Raw genomic sequence first — 7,038 nt, forward strand, 5'->3', positions numbered from 1 at the left:
GCCGCCCGGGGAACGGGCCTGGGGCGGCTCAGCCGGAGGACGACTTGGGGAGCTGGCCGCCGTAGTCGACGGTGTCGTCCTCCTGCGGGGCCTCCAGAGGGAACGCCTTCCCCCAGTCGGCCAGCGTGACCGTGCCCCCGCCGCCGCCCCGGGCCACCCGTACCGGATACGGCCGGCCCTCCAGGGAGACGTCGAACGCCCCGCCCTCGCCCTTGCCACCGAGGATCTGGATGGTGCGCTGCCCCGCGACCGTGTCACGGCCGCCCTTGTTGATCTTTCCGTGCAGCGCGAGCACCCCGTCGAGCAGGACCTCCTTGTCGGTGAAGCCACGCAGCTGGCGGTAGCTGGGGTCGTCCTCGGGGACCTTCACGTACTTGCCGCCCAGCTTGTCCGCGGCCGCCGCGTCGGCGGACTCGCCCTCGCCGCCGCCGCTCCCCTCATGGGTCCAGAACTCGGCGGGCGCCTTGAGGAAGAGTTCGTCCTCGACCCGCAGCAGCGCGAAGCTCTGCTTCTTCGAGGTGACCGAGCCCATGCCGCCCTTCGCGTTGAGCTTCATGTCCAGCCGGTAGGTGCCGCCCTTGCTGACGAGCGTGCCCGACAGCCGTACCGCGGTCGCGGCGGCGGCCGCCGCTCTGGCCCTGGTGTCGATCTCGGCGGCGGAGAGTTCGGCGACGCCGTTGGTCCCCTTGTCCGGGTCCTCCTCCGAGCCGCAGGCGGCCAGGGCCACGGTGAGCCCTCCGCACAGCACGAGAGCGAGGGCGGTCCGGCGATGGTTCCGCACGGCCGGGGCGAAAGAGGTCACGGGCGCACTGCCTCTCAACTGCGATCGGGGGTGGCAGACGGCAGCGTACCCGGGAGCCGGGAGCCGTCCGGCAGCCAGCCGTACGGGCGGGTCCGCCGGGGCGCGGTACGGCGGTACGGGCTAGCCTGATCCCGCGTACCACTGTCCCCGTACGGTGAAACGCGCTGGTCACGGAGAAGGAGGCGGAGCATGGCGGCAGGAGCCCCCAGGGTCTTCGTCTCGCACCTCTCCGGGGTTCCCGTGTTCGATCCGAACGGGGACCAGGTCGGCCGGGTCCGCGACCTGGTGGCGATGTTGCGGGTCGGCGGACGACCGCCGCGCATTCTGGGGCTGGTCGTCGAGGTGGTCAGCCGGCGGCGGATCTTCCTGCCGATGACCCGGGTGACGGGCGTCGAGTCCGGCCAGGTCATCACCACGGGTGTGGTCAACATGCGCCGTTTCGAGCAGCGGCCCACCGAACGGCTCGTCCTCGGCGAGTTCCTCGACCGCCGCGTCACGCTGGTGGAGACCGACGAGGAGGTCACCGTCCTGGACGTGGCGATCCAGCAGCTGCCCGCCCGCCGGGACTGGGAGATCGACAAGTACTTCGTCCGCAAGGGGCGCGGCGGGGCGCTGCGCCGCAAGGGCGAGACGCTGACGGTGGAGTGGTCGGCGGTCAGCGGCTTCTCGCTGGACGAGCACGGGCAGGGCGCCGAGAGCCTGGTCGCCACGTTCGAACGGCTGCGGCCCGCCGATGTGGCCAACGCCCTGCACCACCTCTCCCCCAAGCGGCGGGTCGAGGTGGCCGCCGCACTGGACGACGACCGGCTCGCCGACGTCCTGGAGGAGCTGCCCGAGGACGACCAGGTGGAGATCCTCGGCAAGCTCAAGGAGGAGCGGGCCGCCGACGTCCTGGAGGCGATGGACCCGGACGACGCGGCCGACCTGCTCTCGGAGCTGCCCGAGGAGGACAAGGAGCGGCTGCTGACCCTGATGCGTCCGGACGACGCCGCCGATGTGCGCCGCCTGATGGCGTACGAGGAGCGCACGGCGGGCGGTCTGATGACGACCGAGCCGATCGTGCTGCGCCCGGACGCCACGGTGGCCGACGCGCTGGCCCGGGTCCGGCAGGCGGACCTGTCGCCGGCCCTCGCCGCACAGGTGTACGTCTGCCGCTCCCCCGACGAGACGCCGACCGGCAAGTACCTGGGCACCGTGCACTTCCAGCGGTTGCTGCGCGACCCGCCGTTCACCCTGGTCAGCTCGATCGTCGACAGCGACCTGGTGCCGCTGCCCCCGGACACCCCGCTGCCGACGGTTACCAGCTATCTGGCCGCGTACAACCTGGTCTCGGCGCCCGTCGTGGACGAGAGCGGTTCGCTGCTGGGGGCGGTGACCGTGGACGACGTCCTGGACCACCTGCTGCCCGCGGACTGGCGCGAGACCGACTTCCATGGCGAGGAGGGGATCCGTCATGGCCGGTGAGGAGCGGACGAAGGCCGCGTCGACGGGCGCCTCCGGCCTGATGCGCCCGCCGCGGGCCCGGCTCGACCAGCCGAAGTCGCCGCGGCGCAGGCTGCTGCCGGAGTACGACCCGGAGGCCTTCGGCCGGCTCTCCGAGCGGATCGCGCGCTTTCTGGGGACCGGGCGGTTCATCGTCTGGATGACGCTGATCATCATCGTCTGGTTGGCGTGGAACATCCTCGCGCCCAAGGACCTGCGGTGGGACGAGTACCCGTTCATCTTCCTGACCCTGATGCTCTCGCTCCAGGCCTCGTACGCGGCCCCGCTGATCCTGCTCGCCCAGAACCGGCAGGACGACCGGGACCGGGTCACCCACGAGCAGGACCGCAAGCAGAACGAGCGTTCCATCGCCGACACCGAGTACCTCAGCCGGGAGATCGCGGCGCTGCGGATGGGCCTCGGCGAGGTGGCCACGCGCGACTGGATCCGCTCGGAACTCCAGGACGTGGTGAGGGACATGGAGGACCGGCGGATCCTCCTCACATCCGAGAGTGACGAAGGCGACCGCTGACGGGCTACCCGCTCGTAGGCCCCAGCGCCGTAACATCGTCCGTATGGCTACGGAAGACGCGGTGCTTGAGGCACTGTCGACAGTGAACGACCCGGAGATCCACCGCCCGATCACCGAGCTGGGCATGGTGAAATCGGTCGAGATCGATCCTGACGGTGTAGTCGCTGTCACGGTGTATCTCACGGTCTCCGGCTGTCCGATGCGCGAGACGATCACCCGGAACGTGACCGAGGCGGTCGCCGGGGTCGAGGGCGTCTCGCGGGTCGAGGTGACCCTCGACGTCATGAGCGACGAACAGCGCAAGGACCTGGCGAACTCGCTGCGCGGCGGCACCGCCGAGCGGGAGGTGCCCTTCGCCCAGCCCGGCTCGCTGACCCGGGTGTACGCGGTCGCCTCCGGCAAGGGCGGCGTCGGCAAGTCCTCGGTGACGGTGAACCTCGCCGCGGCGATGGCGGCCGACGGGCTGAAGGTCGGTGTCGTGGACGCGGACATCTACGGGCACAGCGTGCCGCGGATGCTCGGCGCGGACGGCAAGCCCACCCAGGTCGAGAACATGATCATGCCGCCGTCCGCACACGGCGTGAAGGTCATCTCCATCGGCATGTTCACCCCGGGCAACGCGCCCGTGGTCTGGCGCGGTCCGATGCTGCACCGGGCGCTCCAGCAGTTCCTCGCCGATGTGTACTGGGGCGATCTGGACGTCCTGCTGCTCGACCTGCCGCCGGGCACCGGCGACATCGCGATCTCGGTGGCGCAGCTCGTGCCGAACGCGGAGATCCTGGTCGTCACGACCCCGCAGCAGGCGGCGGCCGAGGTGGCCGAGCGGGCCGGCTCGATCGCCATGCAGACCCACCAGAAGATCGTCGGCGTGGTCGAGAACATGTCGGGCATGCCGTGCCCGCACTGCGACGAGATGGTCGACGTGTTCGGCTCGGGTGGCGGCGCGCGGGTCGCCGAGGGGCTGACGCGCACGGTCGGCGCCGAGGTGCCGGTGCTCGGCTCGATCCCGATCGACCTGCGGCTGCGCGAGGGCGGCGACGAGGGGAAGCCGGTCGTCCTGTCCGACCCCGACTCCCCGGCCGGCAGCGCGCTGCGCTCGATCGCGGAGAAGCTGGGCGGCCGTCAACGCGGCCTGTCGGGCATGTCGCTGGGGATCACCCCGCGCAACAAGTTCTGACGCCGGTCACGGCGGACAGGGCGGGCCGGTGGTCATCCGGCCCGCCCTGTCGACGTCGCCGCGCGTGCGCGACCTTGCTACGCGTAAGTGACGTTGCCATGCGTACGTGACGTCGCTACGCGTACGTCTCGATGTCCTCGATGGCCGCGAAGCCGAGACCGTACGCGCTCATCCCTCGCCCGTACGCCCCGATGTGCACGCCCTCGTGGGCGGATCCGGCGAGCACCCAGCCGAACTCGGACTCGCGGTAGTGGAACTCCACCGGCACCCCGTCCACCGGTAGGGAGAGCGTCGACCAGGGTGCGCTGCCGAGGTCGTCGGCGAGGGCGAACGCCGTCTCGGTCTGCTGGTCCAGCCAGTCGTCGCGCAGGGAGTGGTCCATCTGCGGCGGCCAGGTGTACGCCAGCAGTCCGGAGCCCGCGAGCCAGGCCGCCGAGGACACCGTGGTGGCGTCCAGCACGCCCGTACCGTCACCGCTGCGTCTCACCGGGCTCGCGGCCACGGTGATCACCGCAGCGAACCGCTCCTTGTCGGCGGAGCCGTCCGTCTTCACGGAGGGCTCGTCACCGTGCCCGACCGCCCCGTGCTGCACCGTGCCGTCCGCGGCGGTGCCGACCTGCATCAGCCAGCGCGGGCCGGTGAAGGCCTCGTCCAGCCCGTACCAGGGGAAGGTCGCTGCCAGGTAGCCGTCGACGGTACGCCGGGCCGCCGGCACCTCCTCCGCCGTGGCCGTGCCCGGTACACCGTCCGTATCAATCCGACTCGTCGTCTCCATCTGCGCGGCCGCCTCCTCGATCAGTCATGATCCGGAGCGGCCCGCCCCCCGCGGGCGTGGGCGTCCTCGCAACCGGACAGATGGAGAATAGCCATACCGTCCGGACGAGTCGGGATTGACCGGGGTCAGGTGGCGTCCGCGTCGAACGGGGGGCGCTCGGGCTGCTTCTGCGGCGGAGTCTTCTTCAGCAGGTCAGGAACGGTGTCGCCGGTCTTGGTGAGGCTGGTGGTGGAACCGTCCGCCGAAGCGCCCGCCGAGCCGTTCGCCGCGCTGTTGGCGGTATCGGACGCGGCCGGGGTACGCCCGTTGACCACGTCGGTGACGTCGGCCATCTCCTTGCGCAGGTCGAAGCTCTCGCGGATCTCCTTCAGCCCCAGGTCGTCGTTGCCGTCCATGAGCTGCTTGCGGACGAACGTCTTGGGGTTGAGGTCCTCGAACTCGAAGTCCTTGAACTGCGGGCCCAGCTCGGAGCGGATGTCTTCCTTGGCGCTGTCCGAGAACTCGCGGATCTTACGGACGGTCCGCGTGACGTCCTGGATCAGCTTGGGCAGCTTGTCGGGGCCGAAGACCAGCACGGCCAGCACTCCGAGCGTCAACAGCTCCAGTGCGCCTATGTCATTGAACACCTTGCTGCTCCTCGTGTTCTCCGCGTGTTCTCCGTGCGATCGCGGCCCGGGGATCCCCGCTGCCCGGACCGCTCAAAGGTACCTGTCGAAGGTGTCCGGGCGGTACCTCGCGGTGGCCGCCGGGCGGACGGTCATGGTGACCAGGCCCTGGGGGACACCCCCTAGCCGCCGCTCGCCGAGCCGAGCGTCAGGGTCACGGTCTGTTCCTTGCCGCCGCGGGTCAGCTTGAGGTCGAGGTCGTCGCCGGGCCGGTGGGCCCGGATCTTCACGATCAGCTCCTCGCCGCTGTGCACGCGCTGGCCCTCGACCTGGGTGATGACGTCGCCGGACCTGATGCCCGCCTTGGCCGCGGGCCCGTCCTTCGCGACGGCGGGAGTGCCGTCGGCGCCCTTCGTGCCGACCTTGGCCCCGTCGCCGGTGTACTTCATGTCCAGCGTCACGCCGATGACCGGGTGGGTGGCCTTGCCGGTGCTGATCAGCTCCTCGGCGACGCGCTTGCCCTGGTTGATCGGTATCGCGAAACCGAGGCCGATGGAGCCGGACTGGCCGCCCGCCTCGGGGCCCCGGGCGCTGTCTGCCGCACGGATGGCGCTGTTGATGCCGATGACGTGGGCCTGGGCGTCGACCAGTGGTCCGCCGGAGTTGCCCGGGTTGATCGGGGCGTCGGTCTGGAGGGCGTCGACGTAGCTGATGTCGCTGCCGTCGCCCTTCTCGCCGCCGGCGGTGATCGGCCGCTGCTTGGCGCTGATGATGCCCGAGGTCACCGTGTTGGACAGGTCGAAGGGGGCGCCGATGGCCACTACCGGGTCGCCGACCTGGACGTTGTCGGAGTTGCCCAGGGGCAGGGGCTTGAGTCCGGAGACGCCGCGGACCCGGACGACCGCCAGGTCGTAGCCGCTGTCCTTGCCGACGAGCTCCGCGGACGCCGTCTCGCCGCTGCTGAACGTCACGGTGATGTCGCCGCTGGACCCGGCCGGGGCGACGACGTGGTTGTTGGTGAGGATGTGGCCCTGGCCGTCGAGGACGAAGCCGGTGCCCGTGCCGGACTCGGCCGTGCCGCTGACGTGCAGGGTGACCACGCTGGGCAGGGCGCTGGCGGCGATGCCCGCGATGCTCTCGGGGGCCCGGCCGCCGTTGTCGCGGCCCGCCTGCGGCAGCTCGACCGTGGTCAGCCCGCCGTTGCGCTCGATGTACGCGCCGACTCCGCCTCCGATGCCGCCGGCGACCAGGGTCAGCAGGAGCACCCCCATGAACGCCCCGCCCCGGCGCTTCTTCCTGCGGCCGGACTCGACGCCCTCGGGGGGTCCGGGCCGGGTCAGCGGCTGCCCCGGAGCACCCCACGGGTCGTACTGGAGCCACTGCGAGTGCTGCTGGGGTGCCGGTGCCGGGTGCGGCCCCTGATGCTCGGAGGGCCCCTGCGGCTGCGGTGCGTGGGGCGTGTGGGCGGCCGGCGCCGGGGGCTGGGCGGATGCCTGGGGCTGTGGGGGCGAGAGCGGGAATCCGTCGGCGGGCCGGGCGTGCGGGGGCGTCGAGCCGTCGGCAGGTGCCGGCGTGGGGGCCGGGACTCCGGCGCCGTTCGTCGCGGCGTACTGCGGGGGCGGTCCTCCGGCCCCCGGCGGTACGACGGTGCCGTGGGCCGGGGTC

Annotated in this window: 7 protein-coding genes; 3 read left to right on the top strand and 4 right to left on the bottom strand. The window is 71.5% G+C overall.

Annotated features, from left to right (window positions below):
* Positions 1-28: 28 nt before the first annotated feature.
* Positions 29-802 (bottom strand): hypothetical protein, encoded by a 774-nt coding sequence (locus B9S58_RS04580; protein WP_103530845.1) that lies wholly within the window; start codon positions 800-802, stop codon positions 29-31.
* 189 nt (positions 803-991) lie between these two features.
* Here B9S58_RS04580 and B9S58_RS04585 point away from each other — a divergent pair, with 189 nt between their 5' ends.
* From B9S58_RS04585 to B9S58_RS04595, 3 genes are read left to right on the top strand one after another with little or no spacing between them, the layout of a single operon-like run.
* Positions 992-2,266, top strand: coding sequence for a magnesium transporter MgtE N-terminal domain-containing protein (locus B9S58_RS04585; RefSeq protein WP_103530846.1), 1,275 nt, complete (start codon positions 992-994; stop codon positions 2,264-2,266).
* Positions 2,256-2,816 carry a DUF1003 domain-containing protein gene (locus tag B9S58_RS04590; protein WP_103530847.1) on the top strand — a complete coding sequence of 187 codons (561 nt, stop codon included), beginning with the start codon at positions 2,256-2,258 and terminating at the stop codon, positions 2,814-2,816. Before B9S58_RS04585 ends, B9S58_RS04590 begins: the two co-directional genes overlap by 11 nt.
* Positions 2,817-2,859: 43 nt before the next feature.
* Positions 2,860-3,993, top strand: coding sequence for an Mrp/NBP35 family ATP-binding protein (locus B9S58_RS04595; RefSeq protein WP_103530848.1), 1,134 nt, complete (start codon positions 2,860-2,862; stop codon positions 3,991-3,993).
* Positions 3,994-4,108: 115 nt separating this feature from the next.
* Here the strand turns inward: B9S58_RS04595 and B9S58_RS04600 are convergent, their stop codons facing one another.
* The 3 genes from B9S58_RS04600 to B9S58_RS04610 form a co-directional block, all read right to left on the bottom strand.
* Positions 4,109-4,768 carry a hypothetical protein gene (locus tag B9S58_RS04600; RefSeq protein ID WP_103530849.1) on the bottom strand — a complete coding sequence of 220 codons (660 nt, stop codon included), beginning with the start codon at positions 4,766-4,768 and terminating at the stop codon, positions 4,109-4,111.
* A 125-nt stretch (positions 4,769-4,893) separates the two neighbouring features.
* Positions 4,894-5,394: a sec-independent translocase gene (locus B9S58_RS04605; protein ID WP_103530850.1), complete on the bottom strand. Its 501-nt coding sequence runs from the start codon at positions 5,392-5,394 to the stop codon at positions 4,894-4,896.
* Positions 5,395-5,555: 161 nt separating this feature from the next.
* Positions 5,556-7,038 (bottom strand): S1C family serine protease (locus B9S58_RS04610; RefSeq protein ID WP_103530853.1); only part of this gene is annotated, 1,483 nt, incomplete at its 5' end.

The organism is Streptomyces sp. SM11 (assembly GCF_002910905.1).
Classification (GTDB): Bacteria; Actinomycetota; Actinomycetes; order Streptomycetales; family Streptomycetaceae; genus Streptomyces.

Coding starts and splice junctions, on each gene's coding strand:
- B9S58_RS04600 (WP_103530849.1), bottom strand. CDS start 4,768: ATGGAGACGACGAGTCGGATTGATACGGACGGTGTACCGGGCACGGCC.
- B9S58_RS04595 (WP_103530848.1), top strand. CDS start 2,860: ATGGCTACGGAAGACGCGGTGCTTGAGGCACTGTCGACAGTGAACGAC.
- B9S58_RS04590 (WP_103530847.1), top strand. CDS start 2,256: ATGGCCGGTGAGGAGCGGACGAAGGCCGCGTCGACGGGCGCCTCCGGC.
- B9S58_RS04585 (WP_103530846.1), top strand. CDS start 992: ATGGCGGCAGGAGCCCCCAGGGTCTTCGTCTCGCACCTCTCCGGGGTT.